This window comes from Oleiphilus sp. HI0132 (assembly GCF_001635845.1).
In genome coordinates this window covers 1-1,163 of sequence record NZ_LWGJ01001841.1, presented here as the reverse complement: position 1 = coordinate 1,163, position 1,163 = coordinate 1, and the positions used below count along the sequence as shown (strand labels likewise).

Genomic DNA, 1,163 nt, shown 5'->3' with positions numbered 1-1,163 from the left:
ACACTCAGCACATTTCCCAGCAATTCAATCAGGATTTATCTGAGTTGCGTAACCAGTTGCTAAATATGGGCGGTATCGTACAGCGTCAAGTATCTGATGCAGTAGAAGCTCTTATCACCAACAATAGCGAACTCGCCGATACGGTCCGTAACAAAGACCAAGAAGTTGACGCAATGGAGTTACTGATCGACGAAGACTGTACCCAGTTGATTGCACGACGTCAGCCGGCAGCGAGTGACCTTCGCTTAGTCATTTCTATCATCAAAATGGTTGCAGATATCGAACGCATTGGTGATGAAGCCAGTAAGATTGCCAAAATGGCAATCCGCCTGACTGAAGAGGGCAAAGCACCTCGCGGCTACGTCGAAATTCGCCACATCAGCGATCATGTTGGTCAAATGGTCAATGGTGCACTCGATGCCTTTGCACGTTTCGATATCGATATGGCACTGGATATTATGAAAGAAGACCATGCTGTCGATGCCGAGTACAAGTCAGCGGTTCGCTCACTGATGACCTTCATGATGGAAGACCCTCGCAGTATCTCCCAGATTCACAGCGTTATGTGGGTACTACGTGCCTTGGAACGTATCGGTGACCATGCGTGTAATCTGGCTGAGCACGTGATCTACATCGTAAAAGGTAAAGATGTGCGTCATATGCCGATTAAGCAAGCTGAGCAGCTTGTTGAGTCTTCCAAGTAGTTAGTTCAAAAGAGTGCCCTAGGCTTTGCCTTGGCACTCTCTGTTTTTGCAAGTAGCGCTCTACTCTACATTCTGTACTTGCTCGCGCATCTGCTCGATCAAAACTTTCAACTCTACCGCCGCTTTTGTGGTGTCTGTTACGATAGACTTAGATGACAAGGTATTGGCTTCTCGGTTTAACTCCTGCATAAGGAAATCAAGACGTCGCCCCACCGGCTCCTTTTTCTTCAGTACACTTCGTACTTCAACTACATGAGCATCTAAACGATCAAGCTCTTCAGCCACATCAGTTTTCTGCGCTAGCAAAACCATCTCTTGTTCAAGGCGTTCATTGTCCATTTGTACAGAAGCTTCTTCGAAGCGCTTCTTCACTAATTCGCTTTGCTTTTTAAGAATATCTGGCAACCAGGCGCGCACTTCTTTAACGATATTTTCAATAGCGACTAAACGCTCTTCAAA

General features: G+C 46.3%; 2 protein-coding genes. One reads left to right on the top strand and one right to left on the bottom strand.

The window, feature by feature from the left end; translation table 11 throughout:
* A partial coding sequence (gene phoU, locus A3766_RS27835; protein ID WP_068643405.1) for a phosphate signaling complex protein PhoU occupies positions 1 to 704 on the top strand: 704 nt, incomplete at its 5' end.
* Positions 705 to 764: 60 nt separating this feature from the next.
* Here phoU and A3766_RS27830 read toward each other — a convergent pair.
* Positions 765 to 1,163 (bottom strand): endoribonuclease YicC domain-containing protein (locus A3766_RS27830; RefSeq protein ID WP_156509204.1); only part of this gene is annotated, 399 nt, incomplete at its 5' end.